This window comes from Paenibacillus gansuensis, from assembly GCF_042684925.1.
Classification (GTDB): Bacteria; Bacillota; Bacilli; order Paenibacillales; family DY6; genus Paenibacillus_N; species Paenibacillus_N gansuensis.
In genome coordinates this window covers 360,000-376,570 of record NZ_JBHUME010000008.1, presented here as the reverse complement: position 1 = coordinate 376,570, position 16,571 = coordinate 360,000, and the positions used below count along the sequence as shown (strand labels likewise).

Genomic DNA, 16,571 nt, shown 5'->3' with positions numbered 1-16,571 from the left:
CTTGTTTGAAGTCGTAATCGATAATCGAAACGGGACCCTCTGGAATGTATCGGAGCTGATTCCGGAAGCATCTTGGAAAACGAAATGGATCGGGGCCGCCGGAGTGTTCACCTGCAGCCTGGTTCGCATGCCAACATTCCAAAAGGACAGCTTTGAAATTAATACGGGGGACGTTATCCGGGTGAAAGTAGACGGCGTAAAGTTATTCTACGGGTTCGTCTTCACCATCGAGGAGACGGAGGCGCGGGAAATCAAACTCACCGCTTATGATCAGCTCCGTTATATGATGGAGGCCGACACCTACGTCCGGGCAAAGATTACAGCCACACAGGTAATCAGGGAGAATGCTGCAGCCGCCGGCCTAGTGATCGGATACTTGGAAGATACCAAACACCTCATCCCCAAATTCTCACAAGACGGCCAAAAGCGGTTGGACATGGTGTACAAGGCACTGGACGATACATTGCTTAAGCTGGGCGACATCTTTGTCCTGTACGATGATTTTCACTCTCTCACGCTCAGGCATGTCCGGGATATGCGGGTGAATCTGATTTTGGGAGACAATAGCCTCGTCTATGGCTACTCGCTGTCTCATGATATTGACACCGACACGTACAACCGTATTAAGCTTGTCAAAGACAATAAGAAGACGGGGAAGCGGGATGCCTACATCTATCAAGACAGCTCTACCATCGCCAAGTGGGGGCGCCTCTCGTATTACCAAAAAGTCGATGACGGGCTGAATGATGCGCAAATTGAGGCCATGATGAAACGCTTTATGGCCTTGAAGAACCGGGAGCAGAGGAAATTCAAGATCGATGCGCTAGGGTATGTCGGCGTCCGAGCAGGCACGATCCTGCAGGTGACCATCAAGGAACAGGGCATCGACCAATATTATCTCGTTGAAGAATGCCAGCACAGCTGGAAGGGAGGAGAGCACACCATGAGCCTTAATCTTAGGGTGTATCAGCCATGAGTATTATTGACAGCATTAAAACGATTGTGGAGCAGCATCGCAGCGCCGCGCAGCCGGCTGCATTCTTCCCGGCCACCGTCATGAATACCAATCCGCTTGAGGTAAACGTCGATCAGCGTTTTACTCTCACAGCGGATTTTTTAATTGTCCTGGAACATTGCAAGACTTTTGCTCCAGGGGATAGGCTGCTACTGCTTCGGGATGACGGCGGCCAGCAGTTCGTGATTTTAGGAAGGATGGTGTAAATGGTTCTACCTATTGGGGGTGCGTCTACCACCGCTCAGGAGGCTCAGCAGCCGAGCCTAACCTATCGGCTTGATCCAGAAATAAACCGAATTATCGGCATGATTGATAACATCGAGGCGGTCAAGCAGACGACCCTTCTGATCCTTTCGACGGATCGTTTCGCACATACGATCTTCTCTGAGAACTACGGAGTAGATAACCTCGTGGAAGGCTCCGGCCAGCTGCAACAGCTCGTTACGGATGCCCTTCTGGTTGATGATCGAATCACGGGCATCGAGGATTTTGTAAGCAGCACAAGCGGCGATGAAATGAACGTGAGCTTTACTTTGGTTACCGTGTTTGGCTCCATCGCCGTAGAAAGGAGCTTCTAACTATGTATGAAGATCGTACATTTGATGCCATCATGCAGGAACTGCTTGACGAAGTGCCTGCCGAAGTTGATAAGCGAGAAGGCAGCATCGTGTATGTGGCCTTGGCGCCTGCCGCGGCGAAGATCGAGACGCTATATCAGCGAATGGATGCCGACTATCGCCTGTCGCATGCACAGACGTCGAGCGGGGCCGAGCTTCGAGCGCTCGGGGCGGATTTTGGGTTGGATCCAAAAGCGGCAACGCCGGCCATACGCAAGGGGCTCTTCAAGGATGATCAAAACGCCCCGTTTGATGTCCCTATCGGCAGCACCTTTTCGACGAGCGGCCTGAATTTCACCGTAACCGAGAAATTAGCGGCGGGTGACTTCAAACTCCAGTGCGAGACGGCCGGGACCACGGGGAATATTCCGTCGGGCGCTCTGCTTCCACAGGATTATATTAACGGTCTCGCCACGGCCACACTCACTAGCGTTTTGGTACCGGGCGAAGATGAAGAATCAGACGACGAGTACCGGGTGAGATATTTCGCGCAGGTTCGGACCCCTCCGACGAGCGGGAACCGGGCCGCTTATCGGAAGTGGGCGCTGGAAATGCCGGGCATAGGGGATGCCTACGTTCAGCCCAATTGGAATGGACCCAATACAGTGAAAGTGTTCTTGTTGGGTCCGGACAAGCTGCCAGCAAGTGCGGGAAGCGTTCAGGCTGTCAAAGACTACATCGACCCCAATATCGGACTTGGCGAAGGAATGGGAGAGGGCCAAGCGCCGGCGGGAGCGGTTGTTACTACCGTATCAGCTCCAACCGTTGCAATTAACGTTTCTGCAACTGTTGTCCTTAGTGGATCCCGGACGTTAGCCCAAGTGAAGACAGACTTCACGGCAGCTCTCATCGCCCACCTTGCTTCCATCGCATACAGTCAGGATCGCAGCATGAAATTTGCCCGCCTTGGCACCATTCTATTGGATACACCTGGCGTGCAGGATTATGACACCAGCAAGCTGCTATTAAATGGCGGCACAGCGAACGTACAGGTACCTGCCGGTTCCGTTGCTGTCATAGGGGCGGTGACTCTGACATGAGTGATTTCGTAATCACCTCTGACGCAGGCAAGGACATGATCGAAGAACTTCCTGCTGTCTATGGATCAGTTTTGGAAGTTCAGGTCATCTTGCAGGCGGAAGGTACACAATTTGATCAGTTGCAGTCGGACCTAGACGATCAGCTGGCTCAGCGCTTCGTTGGTTCAGCTACATGGAGTATTGAGGATTGGGAAGAGGAATTCGGCATCGTGCCGGCAGCTGGGCAACCGCTTGAGCAGCGCCGGGCGATTATTAAAGCTAAAATGCGTGGATACGGGAAATTTACTGGTCGGCTAATGAAAAACGTTGCCATGGCGTATGAAAACGGAGAAATTGATGTTTCCTTTAATCCAGCAAGTAGCACTTTCACTATCCGCTTTATTAGCACCTTGGGAGCCCCGCCGAATATTAACGATCTTCAAAAAGCGATTGCGGAAATTGTACCTTCACATCTTCTTGTTAGTTACTCATACCGATATTTAACCATAAACGAAGTTAACTCCATGACAATTAATGAAATAGAAAATCATCCACTATCGGACTTTGCTCCGTTTTTAGATTAGGAGGGACATACTTTGCCATCGTTCACACCATTATTAAACTTGCTAAAAAAAGTAATTGGAGTAGATCCATCTACAGATACATTTAACATTCAAACGATGCTGAATGATAACTGGGACAAAATTGATTCGTATGTAAGTACAAAGGTACCTAAGCAAACGACTGCAAATATTAATTATTATGTACGAACAGACGGAAACGATGAAAATACAGGTTTAATAAATACCGCTGGCGGCGCGTTCCGAACAGTTCAGAAGGCCATTGATATGGTTCCATCCATACTAAAGCACAATGTGACAATTAATCTCGCTGATGGAAATTATCCGGAGGACATTAAGGTAACAGGTCTTACCGGAGGTGGATCCCTGACCATCAACGGTAACAGCGGAAATATAGATGCCGTTAACGTTAACAGCTTGGAACTGTTTGGAATTGCTACACCCACTACCGTCAACTATATAAGAGCGAATACGATTACACGGGATGCCTTTGTTGTAAATCGGGTGTTAGGTTTTAGACTTAACAACTGTAAGGCGATTGGTGCGGCGGTTGGATTCTCCGGAATCATTACCTACTTCTCCGTAGGGATTATCGCGAACGGTGTATTCAGTAACAAGGGTACGGGGATTACAGCAGATGCTGCTTCGCACATTCTGGTATCTAATGCCACAGGGTCAAACAATGCCACGGGGATTGCTTCTGTCAGCGGGTCCACATTTACCAGGACAGGAACACAGCCATCGGGAACAGCCGCCCTGGAAACGGTAAGCGGAGGATTCATTTTATCTAATGTATTGAACCCATGGGGGGATAATACTTCTTCGATTCGAAGTCACGTAAGACTGTTTCCGACAGGCGGCCAAACCTTAAACCCCAATACGTACACCAAAATACAAGTAATGGGTGAAGCTGCGGACCAACTAGGGGAATGGGATACTGTGCAGCATAAGCTAAGAGTTAAGACAGCGGGGCTTTATCATGTGAGTTTCTCGCTGCTGTTTAACAACACAGAGGCTTCCAAGCAATATATTGCGGCGCTTCATATTAATGGTTCGCAAAGTTACTCTAATGCCGTATGGGGACCGAATGTAGCAGCCATTGACGTACAGGTAAATCTATCGAAGGTCATAAGTTTAGCTGCTAATGACACCCTAGAACTTTATGGACTACACAATAATTCAATCGCTAGAAACGTAAGTGGTGATGGACTTTATACTAACGTTACCATCACACGTATTGCATAAGGAGGATTATCGGAATGATTTTATCCAAGGTGATATTATATCTATATCCAAATGCGAAGCCGGTTAAAGACTTCGTTATTCAAGATGATGGGGAAGGGGAATATATCGCACTCTGGGACCTGAACCATCCAAAACCAACCAAAGCTGAGCAACAAGCCGCCTGGGAGGCATATCTCTCCGAAGAAGCAATGAAACCGCCTACGCCGCCGCCAATAGACGAACAACTCCGTATTATTGACGAACGGACAACCGGAATGCAGGATATTGACCAATTCACTTTAGAGCAGCTTGGTACCAATGAGGAGCGAACGGTGGGTATGCAGGAAATCGATGAATACACTCTCGAATTGGTATTCCAAATGCAGGCCACAATCGAAGAACTCCGCGCGGAAGTCGCGGTATTAAAGGGAGGCGCTTAATATGTATCCATACCCATACAATCAAGTTAACTGGACAGCTAATGACCAAAAATATTGGTTTACTATGTGTCGAAAATTCCGATATCCAGTTTATAAGGTCCGAGATCCGTATCGTCACCTCATCGAGACGAATCAAGATGCAACGTGGGAAACCGATTACCAGCAATACTTAACTGAACAGAATGCAGCACCGACAGAGGGCTCCGCTTAAGCGGGGCTTTTCTATTTGAGAGGAGATGACCTATGCCTGATGTAAAAACGGCACAATCCATCGCGGAGTCACAATATGTGTTCGCAATCTTATTTATACTGCTGCTCTTTGTCGTGTTTGCGGTTACGAAGAAACTGCTCACCAGTCTGCAAGAAGAAAACAAGGAGCGCGAGAAGCAGCTGCAGGCAATATATGCCGAGCAGAAGCTTGAAAGCAAGGAACGTGAGCAAAAACTGATGGACCATTTGGATAGAACCGGGGAAACGCTGGAGAAGATTCAGCAAGGAATGGTCGCGCTCGAGCACAACATGCAGCAGAACTTCAAGGAAGTATGGTCTGAACTAAATAGACGCAATTAGTCAGAATCACTACTATTTATAAAAAGTATTTTCTTGTATTGAAAAAATTCTTTTGATATTTCGATTTTGTGACGAGTAGTTTTACCTGAAAAATCTCTAATTAATATATAGATTTTCTTACCTAACTCAGCTTCTTCTGTGCTTTCTAGGGGAAAGACGATCCCCGAAGAAATGACAGCTTGCGATTCAATTAATTTACCAAGAAGAGAATTAATATCCGACCATCCGGTCAGGTAAATTTTTGTGTTACTTTCCGGGTGGATTGTTAGGACGGCTTCATTACCTTCATTTAATTTATTAGTTTGAATAAAGTAAGGTTCGGAGGTTTTTTTAAGTTTGCACACTTCATACTCCAAATTGACCGACTCTAAAGTTATATTTTTATTGCTATTGTTCACAATTTTAAAACCATAAATAAAGAAAATTGGCAAAATAGCTTCTTTACCATTCCAATGCGTTTTCATGTAAGAAAATCCTGCATTATCGTAAGAACATTTCTGGGTTTTATGAGGTTTAACGAAGTATCGATCATATAAGAAGTAGAGGACAGGAATGATTGCAAAAAGTAAACCAAGAGTAGCAAGTAATATTTCCATTGTAAATTCCTTTCTAAAGTGGAGGTGATTACGTGATCATCATTTTTACTGCTAGTTTAATATCTATAATCTCACTTGTCACTTTAACACGTTTAGTTATATCTGGTAAAAGGGGTAATGTGAATTTGATATTCTCTCTACTTTTTCCATGTTCTGCAACTCTGTGGTGGATCGTAGCATTAATTTATTAGGAGGGATCGTTAATGTCGCAAACTGAACTGAGTCTATTACTAGAGCTGCTGGATCCGCAGCTCTTTATTGTGTTGGTAGCCTGCTGGCTGATTGGATATTCTCTGAAAACCATCCCGCGGGTGCCGAATTGGTGCATCATTTTTTTTGTCACCGCACTGGCTGTCGTGTTCGTAGTGTGGATGCAGGATGTTTCGCCTTCCAGCGTGTTACAAGGCATCATCTGCGGCGCCTTGGCTGTGTACGGGCATGAGATTGTTAAAGCGGTCCGGGAAGGGACGAGGAAGGGGAAATGAGCATGAATATGACATTACAAGCATTGCAGTCGAAAAATGAGCCTAAGCTGAGGGGGCTGCATCCGGTCGTGCTGGCCGCGGCCCAGGCGCTTATTATGCGTTGTTTTACTCGGGGCGTGCAGATATTGATTACACAAGGCTCCCGATCTAAGGAATACCAAGACGAGCTTTACGCCCAGGGCCGGACAAAGCCGGGCAAGATCGTGACGAACGCCCGCGGCGGCCACAGCTATCACAATTACGGTTTGGCAATCGACTTCGCCCTGCTGCTTAACTGCGGGAGGGAAGTATCATGGGATACGCTGCTGGATGCCGACAGAGACTGTATGGCGGACTGGATGGAAGTAGTAGACGAAGCGGAGAAGCTAGGTTTTGAATGGGGCGGTCGCTGGGATTTTGTGGACAAGCCACACCTGCAGATGACGTTTGGTTTGGAGATTAAGGAATTGCTTGCGGGTAAACCTGTGCTAGTTCCTACAGCAGCTGCTCCGGCTCCGCCACCTCCTCCGCAAAAAAAACTGACAATGGCGGTCCAGGTAAAGGATAAGAATATCGCTTCATTCGGATATACTTACAATGGCCGGAGTTATGTTCCACTTAAGGCGGTCGCTTTGGCACTCTCCGCTCCTTACGGCTGGAACGATACTACGAAAAAGGCAATATTCAATAAGGTGGAGATGCAGTCTACTAACCTAATCGGGCCGACTAGCTATGTTCACTCTGCTGAGCTGGCTGAGGCTACCGGACTGACGGTGCGGTACGACAACAAAATGAATAAGGTATTTATCGGATAAAGAAGATCCCCGCTGGCCGTGATCGCTGGCGGGGAACAAAATAGTTAAAAATAGTAAAGGTATTACCGATATATTACAAAAAGGGGGAATTAAGATAGGTATTAAGGTAGGAATTAAAGTAGCTAAGCGGAGAAGGAGAAGAAAAAAGAAAGATCCACTTGTGGAATTGATTGGAGGAGGAGCAGCCTTACTTCTCGTAATGGGTCTTGCTGACACAAAGTATTTCCAATTATCCCTAGTGATTTTTCTATTGTTCGTTGCCATCGTTGTGGGGATCTTGTATGCAATTAAACAACGAAAAATTGAACGCTTGAGAAGATCCGGGATTGCAGATATTGATAAAATGGACGGGCATCGCTTCGAACATTACTTGGCACAACTCTTTAAATTTCATGGTTACCGCAGTGAAGTCACCAAGGCTTCCGGTGATTATGGCGCTGACCTGGTGATATCGAAAGATGGCAGAAAAATAGTCGTCCAGGCAAAGAGGTACTCAGCCAAGGTAGGAATCAAGGCCGTTCAGGAAGCGTTCGCAGCTATTGCTCATTACGGAGCTGCAGAAGCTTGGGTAGTTACGAACAACGACTATACGGACGCCGCCTACGCACTTGCTAAATCCAACAAAGTTAGGCTAATAAATCGGGAAGCATTGATAGAACTAATGCTTGCGATGAATACTGCAAAGCCGGCAAATAAGCAAGAAACAGCTACTCAGCAATAAATAACCAACACGCTGCATAATGGAATGCAGTGTGTTTTTTTGTGTTGAATAAGAACATATATTCGTATAAAATAGGAACATAAGTTCTATTTATTGGAGGGATATCTGTGATAGAAAAATATATCGGTCGCTATGTTGATATTATTTATCAAAACAAGATCGGCAAGATAAGTCAGCGACGCATCAAGGTAAATGCTGTTCAGGGCGCACTCGTGAAAGCATTCTGCACAGAAAGTAAATCCTTCCGAACTTTTATGAAATCGAACATTCTTGCTTTGGATCCTAATCAAACTGGCGTGGGATCTGCATCTTAGGGAGGACTTATATGAAGCCGCTAACAGAAAGACAGATGGACGTTCTATACGCGATAAAGCAATTTATTGAAGAGAAAAGGTATGCGCCAACAGTAAGAGAAGTTATGAAGCTTGTTGGTCATCAGTCCCAGAGCACGACACATGGGCTCATGACTAAATTAAAATTGCAGGGATACATCTCCTGGGACGCAAGCAAACCAAGGACACTCTTTATAATAAAAGACACCACATCTACTTTTTAGATGTGGTGTCTTTTTTATCCGATGTGACGGTGGTCTTGTTATAGTAATCATGAATAATTCTCAGAGCTTTAACCATCCTCTCCATATCGGGAGTGTATGTAGGTCGATATATAAATCCTTTGGGCGCTTTCTTCATTCTAATCACCTCATTTACTTCCAATATAATCAAATTATTCCCATAAAATACACGATAAATTTCGACAATAAATGATAGAAATTTCCACGGAAAAGTCTTACAATGGTACTGTAAAGCTATGGCTTTACAACTACTTTAGGGGCAGGGATGTTTTTTATCCCTTCCTGCGTCCGGTCGGTATCTCAACATATAAGTCGCGAACGTTACAGCCAAGTATTTCTGCTGCGTTAATGGCGAATTCAAGCGACATTTTTTCTGTTCCCCTGATTAGTCCATTAACGTATTGACGTTGGCAGTTCATTTTACGAGCGAACTCAGCTTGTGACATGTTGACATCTTTTAGTCGATCCAAGAGCAGGCAATCCCCAAGTAGGAATGCCATAGCCGGTACCTTTCAAAATTATTTACTATTAACATTATATTATATAATGAGAATTTAGGGAGAGGTTATTAATGAAGCAAGTGGAAATAGTTTTCAGCAAGAACATTGAACCTGATTACGAGTTACTCCCTATGATACTCGATGCTGTTTTTATTGCATATCAGCAAGAACCATCTGAAATAGATTCTATACTAATTAAGACCCCAAAGAACTCGTTTATCCTTAATGATTTTTGAGAGAAAGCAAAATCCTATTTGTCCGTTTTTTGTCCGGTTTCCCATGAAAAGATATGATAAGATGTGATGAACAAAGAGATAAAAACCTTGATTTCTCAAGGTTTTCGATACTTTATGATACGATTTGAAAGGCGAAAATAATCAAGTTCGAGATGGAAGGCAGTATCGGATAATTTTTTAGCAGGCTTTAAATACGTGTCCGTTGGGACTTTTGACACATGCGTGTCTGAAGTTTTCCGGACGCGTATTTTTTTTGCTTCCAAAAATACCTTGTATTGGCGGTTGATATATCATTTCAATTTTGCTAATCTTACTATGAAAAAGATATTAACTATATAATATTAAGAGGAGAGAAACAAACATGCCAGAAATTTTAGATGTACTTGGACCGCGTATTCAGCATTTAACGGAGTTGGCTAACAATCAAGACTACTGCGTAATGAAGGGGGAAGTCGGACCGGGTGTAATTGTGCCTGTACATAGTCATGCTGACCGTGAAACCTTTTATGTGATTTCAGGGGAGCTGGAAGCCTGGTCAGGAGACCGCTGGATTACGCTTCGGGCCGGCGACATTCTGGATATTCCGGAAAACGAGAAACACGCCTGGAGAAACCTGTCGAACGAGAATGTAACCCTGCTGATTACTACAACAGTGAAAATGGGAGAGTTCTTTAGTGAAGTCGGCCGTCCGGCTGCTTCCGTACCGCCGGGACCTCCTCAACCGGCAGCCTTGCAGAAATTTGTTGAAGTAGCAATGAACTACGGCTATTGGCTTGGTACGCCGGAAGATAATGCCACTATTGGACTTAAACTTGGCTAAACTAAATAATAAAGACATGACCATCATTTCGGTCATGTCTTTTTTCATGAGGAATGAAAACAATTTGTTCCTTTGTTTCCTCAGGTGTCCATAGCAGCGATCTTCTCCAGGAGGGATATGAGTGAAAGTGTCGGGTCGGATAAAAAAGCGGACGCAGTCAGCACATAGACCGTTAAGATGACGAACGCTGTGCAGGTAAGCAGCAGCCCGGCGGCAGCAGCCGGATAACGCGTTACATGAGGGAGGGAGAAAGCGAGCGCAACAATCCCTAACAGAATCCCCAGAGGCGCTCCGATCAACGCCAGATTACACAGTAAAGCCAGCAAGCCGCAAACCACCGAAGCATTTACGGTCCAAGGTCTCCCTAAGCCGGAAACGCCGGAGTTGGGTCTCCCGGAAGGGTGCGGGGTGTGGAACACGGGCTTTCCGGGGAAAGATTCCGTTTTTTTATGTGCTTGTTCCTCTTGGGTCCCCCCAATGTTGGAAGCAGGTTGAAGCTGATCAGACATGGTTTTACTAGGTCCTTTCTTCCTCAAAGTTATAGCGGTATTGTAACACAAATGTGTGCTTGAAGCTTTCGTGTTTTGCATAATAGAGGGGGGAATTCCAAAAGCTAAACGGGATATTGGCAATCTAAACGAGGTGGATGGACATGAGCAAAAAACCGCATGCATGGCTCGCAGCCGTATTGGCCGGAGGAATCGCAGTTGTTCCGGGCTGCGGGGGAGGCTCGAACCAGCATCAGGCTGGGGAAACGATCCCTGACCGCTTGTTGACGCAGCAACAGGTGCAGGAACAAAGAGACCAGATTCAAAGCGGTGAAAACCGCAGACAGATTCTCCAGCTCCGGAATCGGTCACCCCGAGGCAATGTTCCGGATGAAACGAGCCGTTTTCAGGTGCTGCAAACGGACACGGCAAGCTCTGTAACTTTGCCCTATATGAACCGGAATGGGACGCAATACGTCTCGATCACTCAACTTTCGCAGGTTCTGGAATTTCACACGAAATTTGATGAGGACAAGCGGATTCTGCGTATTGGGGATTACGGGGTAGAGTTTGAGTTTTATATAGATTCCAACACCGTTTACAGAGAGGGTGAGAAACGGGAGCTGTCTCATCCGTCCATAGTTTTGAACGGGGCTGTTTATACGCCGGCAGAAGCTGCAGTAGAGATGTTCGGAGCCGATATGAATTTCGAGGCAGGCCCGGAAGGGCTGGTCCTGCATCCATCAAATGTAGACGTGGCGGGGCTTCATTTCGACGATCCCTCCGATGTGGGCGATCCGCAGCTGGATTTTGGAGACGATCCCAATGACCCGGCGAGAAACGAAACGGAAGAAACGTCCTTACGGCAGAACGAAATCCAAAACGGACGACACCGCAGCGCTGTTTACGCGGGAATTCCTTCTTTACCTGCTTTAGTCAATGTCAATGAAAGCAGTGTCATTTCAAAAGCACGCAATTACTTAGGGGTTCGATATGAATTCGGTACCGGTTCCTATCGGTCAACCCACAAGTTCGACTGCTCAACGTTTACTCAATTTGTATTCGATGCTTACGGTATTGACCTCCCGCGTACGGCAAGGGCTCAGGCCGCGAGAGGCATCCGGGTCGACCGCAAAAGCCTGCGCAAAGGCGATCTGCTCTTCTTCTATGTGCCGGGCCGTTTCAAGTCCAACCGGACCGTAGGGCACGTTGGAATTTATATGGGCAATAACAAAATGATCCATGCCTCTCCCGAACCTAAAAACGGGGTACAAATTACAGACATCAACAAAGCATATTGGAAACGAACATTTTTGTACGGAAAAAGGTACACCAAATAAAACAGCAGTGCATCACAAAAACCGCCGTTTCCCCGATGTGGAGAACGGCGGCTTGCACATGCCTAAAAGTAGATCGTTTCAATTTCACTTTCTGGCTGCTTGGATAAATCTATAAATTCAGTTCCAATCTGCAGCAGCGGGTGAAAATAGTCGTTAGGGTTGTTCATGATAATAATGCCGGTTTCCCCGGACTTGAGCTGAACCTTTTTGCCGATAAAATTTGGTATCATATGCTGAATGAAAGTGTGAGTGATGAGCGGATCAAGTTCCCCAAAGCTGCAGCGGTGAAGCTCTTTAAGCACAGTCAGCAGGTCCCGCTTCGCCTGATAGACTCTGGATGAGATCATCGCGGAGTACACATCGGCAACGGCAACGATTCTGGAATACAAGTGCAGGCTTTCTCCTGTTTTCCCGTAAGGGTAGCCCTTTCCGTCCATCCGTTCATGGTGCTCCATGGCCACGGTCGCAAAGATCGAATCTCCCATAGAATTCCGGATAATATCGTGCCCGTACACTGTATGGAGTTTGACTTCCTCATATTCCTCAGGAGTCAGCTTCCCCGGTTTCTTCAAAATGGCCAAATCGATGAGCGCTTTGCCGATATCGTGCAGATACCCGGCTTTACCGGCAAGTAACGCATCCTCCTCGCTGAGCTGAAGCCATTTGGCCAAGTAGTAGGAAATCATTCCTACCTGTACGCTATGTTGATAAGTGTAGTCGTCTTTGTTGTTTAAAGTTAACAGGAGGGTAACAACATCCTTCTCCTGCCGGAAATGATCCGCAAGCGGGGTAAATGCTTCATCCGCCTGTGCTGTGTCAAAGCGGCCTTCCTTCAATACCTGAGTGAATAAGGATTCGACTCCGCGCAATGCGGACTCATACTCTTTCTTTAGGCCCGGAGCGGGTACATAGGATTCGGATTGTTGAGGTTCCGGCCGATGCAGAATTTCGCGCGGGGAAATGGAAACGTCCTCAATGGAGTGCATCTGCAGTTTGGAAATATCCGAGGGCTGCAGCACAGTGCCCGATGAAATGACAAGCAATCCGTTCGAATTGAACACATCTTTAATCAATAGATCGCCGTTCATTACATCCGCTACGTGAATCTTCATCAAACCCACCCTTAATGAAATATATAACAACGTAGCCTTATTCTAACACCGTACAGGGGATACCACAACAAAAAACTGAGTCCAAAGCACCATTTATTCTTGGCTGTCCGGGACGTAAAGCGGGTTCCAAGGTCCTGTCTGGTGGCCTTTCCACACGGAGCCGTCCTCCCACACTTCCTTTTTCCAGATGGGTACGATCTGTTTGAGCCGTTCGATCGCATACCGGCTTGCATCATAACAGGAGGCACGGTGCGGAGAAGAGACGGCAATGACTACGCTTGTTTCCCCAACGCTTACCTTGCCGAGACGATGTGTAATCGCCGTTCGGGTCCCTTCCCAGCGCTCAGCGATCTCCCGGCCGATCTGCTCCATCGTTTGAAGGGCCATTGGGACATAAGCCTCATATTCCAGGAGCACTGTTCTCTGGCCAGCCGTATGCTCCCGCGTTGTACCGACAAAGATCAGCGCAGCGCCATGGTCGTCATCCGCAACTTTGGCTGCGGTATCTTCCACAGACAGCGGTTCATAGGTAATTACATAATCGGGCATACGATTAGCCTCCCGATACCGGAGGGATGACTGCAATTTCATCCGACGGGTTAATGACGAGGTTCTTGTCCGCATATGCTTGATTAACGGCAAGGAACGATGTTTGCAAAAGATCCGAAGCCGGCGGGTACGTCTCGGCCAGCCATACTTTCAGCATGCCGGCTGTAAGCGGCACAGGGCCTTTATATTCGATGTCGAGCAAAGGGCCGCCCATCAACTCCGGCAAGGCGGCGAAAAGCTGGATATGCAGTTGCATGTGAAAACCGACCTCTTTTCGTGCTAAAATTGACCTTAGCATACCATATTCGGGCGCCAAATGTTATTCTATTACATAACAATTCTAATAGATAAAGCGGTGAGGGAATGAACCAATTAACGGACCGTTTCGGAAGAAACCATCATTACTTACGCATCTCGGTAACCGATCAGTGCAATTTAAGATGCATGTATTGTATGCCGGAAGAGGGCATGGAATTTCTCGAACCGGGGCATGTCATGAGCTTCGGAGAAATTGCCGAGGTTGTCCGGGTAGGCGCCTCCATGGGTATCCGTAAGCTTAGAATCACCGGAGGCGAGCCGTTGATCCGTAAGGATCTGGAGCAGCTGATTGCCATGCTGGCCGCTATTCCCGGAATCGATGACATTGCGCTTACGACGAACGGCCTGCTGCTCGGGAAGAAAGCAGCCGCATTGAAAGCGGCGGGATTGAACCGGGTCAATGTCAGTCTGGATACGCTGGACCCAGCCAGATTCCTGATGATTTCCAGACGCGGGGGACTGCAGAAAGTGATGGAGGGCATTGCTGCTGCAGCGGAAGCCGGCTTCCATCCCATCAAGATCAATTGTGTGTTATTAAAAGGTATTAATGAAGATGAAATCAGCCGGTTTCTGGACATGTCGGTGAAAGAGCAGCTTCATGTGCGATTTATTGAATATATGCCGATCGGGCATGCCGACGATAACTGGAAGAGCCACTACCTTCCGCTTGGGAGGGTGCTTGAAATCTGTGCGGAACATGGATATGGCTATGAACGGGTTTCCGGATTGACCGGCAACGGACCCTCGGAAGATTATCGCATTACGGGGGCCAAAGGAACGTTTGGGCTGATTCATCCTGTAAGCAATCATTTTTGCGAAAACTGCAACCGGCTGAGGCTGACGGCGGAAGGAAATCTAAAGCCGTGCCTTTATTGGGTGGATGAGTTAAACGTCAGGCCTGCAGTAGGGGATGATGAAGCGATCCGGCAGCTGTACCTGCGCGCACTGGATATCAAGCCGCTGAACCATGAGATGGCGGCTAAGCTGGCGGACGAAGCGCAGAGCCATCTCCCGACAGACCGCCGGATGTCGCAGATCGGAGGGTAACAACGGAAGCGGAGGTGAACGCGGTGTCTGGACAACGTCTTGTCATACTGCATACGAACGATATACACAGCCATTTTGAACAAATGCCGCGTATTGCCGGGGTGCTTGATTCTTACAGGGCGCTGTATAACGAGGAGGAACTGCTTATCCTCGATATCGGCGATCATATGGACCGCGTGCGGCTCGAGACGGAAGGCACCGCAGGAGCCGTTAACGTCGATGTGCTTAATGCCAGCGGATACGAGGCGGTAACCCTCGGCAACAACGAGGGGCTGACGTTTATGCCTGACGCCCTGAGGCAGGCATATGAGGGACGCGCAGCGTTCCCGGTGGTGTGCGCGAACCTGACGGAGCGGGAGAGCGGGCAGGTGCCGCCGTGGATCCGGCCTTACCACCTGGTGGATAAGGGCGGCATCCGGGTCGGGTTGATCGGGGTAACGGCGGCGTTTACACCGTTCTACGATGCTTTGGGCTGGGACGTCAGCGATCCGCTCGCGAAGGTGAGGGAGCTGACGGAACTGCTTCGCCCGCAGGCGGATCTGATTGTGGTGCTCTCGCACCTGGGGCTGCACCTGGATGAGCAGATGGCCGGGGAGATTCCCGGCATCGACTGCATCCTGGGCGCCCACACGCACCACGAGTTCGATCCGCCCGTGAGGATGGGCGGCACGGTGCTGTGCGCCGCCGGCAAGTTCGGCCGGTACGTCGGCCGCGCGGAGTTCTCCTTCGATCCCGCCGCCCGCCGTGTCACTTACACGGGCGGAGGCCTGATCGAAGTCGACAGCTATGCCGGCGCGCCGGCCGCGGCCGCCCTCATCGAGTCGGGCCGCCGCACTGCAGCCGCTGCCCTGAGCGGCACCGTTGCCGTGCTGGATCGTCCCGTGCCGCTCGACTGGCACGGGGAGTCCCCGCTGGGCAACCTGCTCGCGGCGGGGCTGGCGCGTTGGACGGGGGCCCCGATCGGCCTCGTCAACGCGGGGCAGCTGCTTGCCGGGCTGCCAGCCGGCGCCGTCACCGAAGCGATGCTGCATGCCGTCTGCCCGGGGCCCATCAACCCGTGCAGCATGCGCCTCAGCGGCCGTGCGCTGCGCATGTCGCTCGAAGAGTCTCTCCTCCCCGAATACACGGGGAAAGAGATCCGGGGCTTCGGCTTCCGCGGCAAAGTGTTGGGCACGCTGTCCACCTACGGCCTGCGGATTGAAGTCGATCCGCAGGCGCCGGCGCACAGCCGCATCGCCTCCATTTACGTCGGCGATGCGCCGCTGGACGACGATGCCGAATATCTTGTCGGCACTATCGATATGTTCACCTTTCGCAGCGGTTATCTGCACTTGGCGGACGGGCGCGATGTCAGGTATTACCTCCCGGAATTCCTCCGCGATGTTCTTAATGCCGAAATCCGTGACCAAAGAACGGTAGAGGCCGCCTTCTCCGTCTGCCGCCTAGTCCGGGAGTAGCTTTTACGGGAAGCGGGATGTGTGGTAATCTAGAGCGGGTAGGTTGTACAGACAGATAAATAGATACG

The 16,571-nt window shown here is 48.6% G+C and carries 21 protein-coding genes and 1 pseudogene; 17 read left to right on the top strand and 5 right to left on the bottom strand.

The window, feature by feature from the left end; genetic code table 11:
• Nucleotide 1 precedes the first annotated feature (1 nt).
• From ACFSUF_RS13965 to ACFSUF_RS13930, 8 genes are all read left to right on the top strand, one after another.
• A complete protein-coding gene (locus ACFSUF_RS13965; RefSeq protein WP_377603523.1) occupies nt 2-976 on the top strand; it encodes an XkdQ/YqbQ family protein in 975 nt (324 codons plus the stop codon).
• Nucleotides 973-1,221 carry a DUF2577 family protein gene (locus tag ACFSUF_RS13960; RefSeq protein ID WP_377603522.1) on the top strand — a complete coding sequence of 83 codons (249 nt, stop codon included), beginning with the start codon at nt 973-975 and terminating at the stop codon, nt 1,219-1,221. The genes ACFSUF_RS13965 and ACFSUF_RS13960 overlap by 4 nt, the downstream gene beginning before the upstream one ends.
• The gene (locus tag ACFSUF_RS13955; protein WP_377603520.1) at nt 1,222-1,593 is read left to right on the top strand and encodes a DUF2634 domain-containing protein; all 372 of its coding nucleotides are present in this window, start codon (nt 1,222-1,224) and stop codon (nt 1,591-1,593) included.
• A 2-nt stretch (nt 1,594-1,595) separates the two neighbouring features.
• Nucleotides 1,596-2,672 carry a baseplate J/gp47 family protein gene (locus ACFSUF_RS13950; protein ID WP_377603519.1) on the top strand — a complete coding sequence of 359 codons (1,077 nt, stop codon included), beginning with the start codon at nt 1,596-1,598 and terminating at the stop codon, nt 2,670-2,672.
• Nucleotides 2,669-3,235 carry a putative phage tail protein gene (locus ACFSUF_RS13945; RefSeq protein ID WP_377603518.1) on the top strand — a complete coding sequence of 189 codons (567 nt, stop codon included), beginning with the start codon at nt 2,669-2,671 and terminating at the stop codon, nt 3,233-3,235. The genes ACFSUF_RS13950 and ACFSUF_RS13945 overlap by 4 nt, the downstream gene beginning before the upstream one ends.
• Before the next feature lie 12 nt (nt 3,236-3,247).
• Nucleotides 3,248-4,477, top strand: a complete 1,230-nt coding sequence (locus ACFSUF_RS13940) for a hypothetical protein (protein ID WP_377603517.1) — start codon at nt 3,248-3,250, stop codon at nt 4,475-4,477.
• Nucleotides 4,478-4,491: 14 nt separating this feature from the next.
• Complete coding sequence (locus ACFSUF_RS13935) at nt 4,492-4,896, top strand: XkdW family protein (protein ID WP_377603516.1); 405 nt, start codon at nt 4,492-4,494, stop codon at nt 4,894-4,896.
• Nucleotides 4,897-5,139: 243 nt separating this feature from the next.
• Entirely contained in the window at nt 5,140-5,466 is a 327-nt protein-coding gene (locus ACFSUF_RS13930) for a hypothetical protein (protein WP_377603515.1), read from the top strand.
• On the opposite strand, the gene ACFSUF_RS13925 is transcribed toward ACFSUF_RS13930, so the two are convergent.
• Entirely contained in the window at nt 5,463-5,930 is a 468-nt protein-coding gene (locus tag ACFSUF_RS13925; RefSeq protein ID WP_377603514.1) for a hypothetical protein, read from the bottom strand. The genes ACFSUF_RS13930 and ACFSUF_RS13925 overlap by 4 nt on opposite strands.
• 335 nt (nt 5,931-6,265) lie before the next feature.
• Here ACFSUF_RS13925 and ACFSUF_RS13920 point away from each other — a divergent pair, with 335 nt between their 5' ends.
• From ACFSUF_RS13920 to ACFSUF_RS13900, 5 genes are all read left to right on the top strand, one after another.
• The gene (locus ACFSUF_RS13920) at nt 6,266-6,547 is read left to right on the top strand and encodes a phage holin family protein (protein WP_377603513.1); all 282 of its coding nucleotides are present in this window, start codon (nt 6,266-6,268) and stop codon (nt 6,545-6,547) included.
• A 2-nt stretch (nt 6,548-6,549) separates the two neighbouring features.
• Nucleotides 6,550-7,341 (top strand): M15 family metallopeptidase, encoded by a 792-nt coding sequence (locus ACFSUF_RS13915; RefSeq protein ID WP_377603512.1) that lies wholly within the window; start codon nt 6,550-6,552, stop codon nt 7,339-7,341.
• A gap of 160 nt (nt 7,342-7,501) precedes the next feature.
• On the top strand, nt 7,502-8,062 hold the full coding sequence (locus ACFSUF_RS13910) for a restriction endonuclease (protein ID WP_377603511.1): 561 nt from the start codon (nt 7,502-7,504) through the stop codon (nt 8,060-8,062).
• A 107-nt stretch (nt 8,063-8,169) separates the two neighbouring features.
• Complete coding sequence (locus ACFSUF_RS13905) at nt 8,170-8,376, top strand: hypothetical protein (protein WP_377603510.1); 207 nt, start codon at nt 8,170-8,172, stop codon at nt 8,374-8,376.
• Nucleotides 8,377-8,387: 11 nt separating this feature from the next.
• Complete coding sequence (locus ACFSUF_RS13900; protein WP_377603509.1) at nt 8,388-8,618, top strand: LexA family protein; 231 nt, start codon at nt 8,388-8,390, stop codon at nt 8,616-8,618.
• A gap of 290 nt (nt 8,619-8,908) precedes the next feature.
• Here the strand turns inward: ACFSUF_RS13900 and ACFSUF_RS13895 are convergent, their stop codons facing one another.
• The gene (locus ACFSUF_RS13895) at nt 8,909-9,136 is read right to left on the bottom strand and encodes a helix-turn-helix transcriptional regulator (RefSeq protein ID WP_377603508.1); all 228 of its coding nucleotides are present in this window, start codon (nt 9,134-9,136) and stop codon (nt 8,909-8,911) included.
• 597 nt (nt 9,137-9,733) lie between these two features.
• Here ACFSUF_RS13895 and ACFSUF_RS13890 point away from each other — a divergent pair.
• Nucleotides 9,734-10,192: a cupin domain-containing protein gene (locus tag ACFSUF_RS13890; protein WP_377603507.1), complete on the top strand. Its 459-nt coding sequence runs from the start codon at nt 9,734-9,736 to the stop codon at nt 10,190-10,192.
• Between the two features lie 80 nt (nt 10,193-10,272).
• Here ACFSUF_RS13890 and ACFSUF_RS13885 read toward each other — a convergent pair whose 3' ends face one another.
• Nucleotides 10,273-10,701, bottom strand: a complete 429-nt coding sequence (locus ACFSUF_RS13885) for a hypothetical protein (protein ID WP_377603506.1) — start codon at nt 10,699-10,701, stop codon at nt 10,273-10,275.
• A 143-nt stretch (nt 10,702-10,844) separates the two neighbouring features.
• Between ACFSUF_RS13885 and ACFSUF_RS13880 the strand changes: the two genes are divergently transcribed.
• On the top strand, nt 10,845-12,020 hold the full coding sequence (locus ACFSUF_RS13880) for a C40 family peptidase (RefSeq protein ID WP_377603505.1): 1,176 nt from the start codon (nt 10,845-10,847) through the stop codon (nt 12,018-12,020).
• Between the two features lie 62 nt (nt 12,021-12,082).
• On the opposite strand, the gene ACFSUF_RS13875 is transcribed toward ACFSUF_RS13880, so the two are convergent.
• Together ACFSUF_RS13875 and ACFSUF_RS13870 are read right to left on the bottom strand one after the other, a co-directional pair.
• Nucleotides 12,083-13,132, bottom strand: a complete 1,050-nt coding sequence (locus ACFSUF_RS13875; protein WP_377603504.1) for an HD-GYP domain-containing protein — start codon at nt 13,130-13,132, stop codon at nt 12,083-12,085.
• A gap of 93 nt (nt 13,133-13,225) precedes the next feature.
• A pseudogene (locus ACFSUF_RS13870) lies at nt 13,226-13,937 on the bottom strand (molybdenum cofactor biosynthesis protein).
• A 107-nt stretch (nt 13,938-14,044) separates the two neighbouring features.
• Here ACFSUF_RS13870 and moaA point away from each other — a divergent pair.
• Complete coding sequence (gene moaA / locus ACFSUF_RS13865) at nt 14,045-15,046, top strand: GTP 3',8-cyclase MoaA (RefSeq protein WP_377603503.1); 1,002 nt, start codon at nt 14,045-14,047, stop codon at nt 15,044-15,046.
• A gap of 23 nt (nt 15,047-15,069) precedes the next feature.
• Complete coding sequence (locus ACFSUF_RS13860; protein WP_377603502.1) at nt 15,070-16,503, top strand: bifunctional metallophosphatase/5'-nucleotidase; 1,434 nt, start codon at nt 15,070-15,072, stop codon at nt 16,501-16,503.
• Nucleotides 16,504-16,571: the final 68 nt, after the last annotated feature.

Bases quoted from the DNA above. Each gene is read 5' to 3' on its own strand.
- ACFSUF_RS13890 (WP_377603507.1), top strand. From the start codon at position 9,734: ATGCCAGAAATTTTAGATGTACTTGGACCGCGTATTCAGCATTTAACG.
- ACFSUF_RS13880 (WP_377603505.1), top strand. From the start codon at position 10,845: ATGAGCAAAAAACCGCATGCATGGCTCGCAGCCGTATTGGCCGGAGGA.
- ACFSUF_RS13915 (WP_377603512.1), top strand. From the start codon at position 6,550: ATGAATATGACATTACAAGCATTGCAGTCGAAAAATGAGCCTAAGCTG.
- ACFSUF_RS13875 (WP_377603504.1), bottom strand. From the start codon at position 13,132: ATGAAGATTCACGTAGCGGATGTAATGAACGGCGATCTATTGATTAAA.
- ACFSUF_RS13935 (WP_377603516.1), top strand. From the start codon at position 4,492: ATGATTTTATCCAAGGTGATATTATATCTATATCCAAATGCGAAGCCG.
- ACFSUF_RS13885 (WP_377603506.1), bottom strand. From the start codon at position 10,701: ATGTCTGATCAGCTTCAACCTGCTTCCAACATTGGGGGGACCCAAGAG.
- ACFSUF_RS13900 (WP_377603509.1), top strand. From the start codon at position 8,388: ATGAAGCCGCTAACAGAAAGACAGATGGACGTTCTATACGCGATAAAG.
- ACFSUF_RS13930 (WP_377603515.1), top strand. From the start codon at position 5,140: ATGCCTGATGTAAAAACGGCACAATCCATCGCGGAGTCACAATATGTG.
- ACFSUF_RS13945 (WP_377603518.1), top strand. From the start codon at position 2,669: ATGAGTGATTTCGTAATCACCTCTGACGCAGGCAAGGACATGATCGAA.
- ACFSUF_RS13950 (WP_377603519.1), top strand. From the start codon at position 1,596: ATGTATGAAGATCGTACATTTGATGCCATCATGCAGGAACTGCTTGAC.
- ACFSUF_RS13895 (WP_377603508.1), bottom strand. From the start codon at position 9,136: ATGGCATTCCTACTTGGGGATTGCCTGCTCTTGGATCGACTAAAAGAT.
- ACFSUF_RS13960 (WP_377603522.1), top strand. From the start codon at position 973: ATGAGTATTATTGACAGCATTAAAACGATTGTGGAGCAGCATCGCAGC.
- ACFSUF_RS13955 (WP_377603520.1), top strand. From the start codon at position 1,222: ATGGTTCTACCTATTGGGGGTGCGTCTACCACCGCTCAGGAGGCTCAG.
- moaA (WP_377603503.1), top strand. From the start codon at position 14,045: ATGAACCAATTAACGGACCGTTTCGGAAGAAACCATCATTACTTACGC.
- ACFSUF_RS13925 (WP_377603514.1), bottom strand. From the start codon at position 5,930: ATGAAAACGCATTGGAATGGTAAAGAAGCTATTTTGCCAATTTTCTTT.
- ACFSUF_RS13920 (WP_377603513.1), top strand. From the start codon at position 6,266: ATGTCGCAAACTGAACTGAGTCTATTACTAGAGCTGCTGGATCCGCAG.